At 36.0% G+C, this 253-nt stretch carries 1 pseudogene; it reads right to left on the bottom strand.

The window, feature by feature from the left end:
• Positions 1 to 253, bottom strand: a pseudogene (locus JIV24_RS22295) (IS1634 family transposase); the annotation flags it as partial.

The raw sequence follows: 253 nt of genomic DNA, 5'->3' as shown, positions 1-253 counted from the left end.
CTTTTCAAATAGCCTTTCATCTCACCAAATGCATCTTCAATGCGCCATAGTTCCTTGTAGTTTGAGACTATCTCGCCAGCCTTCATATCTTTTACATTGGTGATGATGTTAAAAAAACCATCTCGTTTTGCCTCTTTTTCAATTGCTTTGTGGTTTAAGGAGCATTGCACCTTATTTTGTATCGATAAGTATTTCTTGTAGGCTCGGTTTGTTATGAATTTCTTTGTTAATGGCTTTGAAGATGATAGTGTGT

The organism is Carboxylicivirga marina (assembly GCF_016612505.1).
In the GTDB taxonomy this organism is placed as follows: Bacteria; Bacteroidota; Bacteroidia; order Bacteroidales; family Marinilabiliaceae; genus Carboxylicivirga; species Carboxylicivirga marina.
The sequence above is the reverse complement of the archived record's forward strand: the minus strand, read 5'-3'. Positions and strand labels throughout refer to the sequence as shown.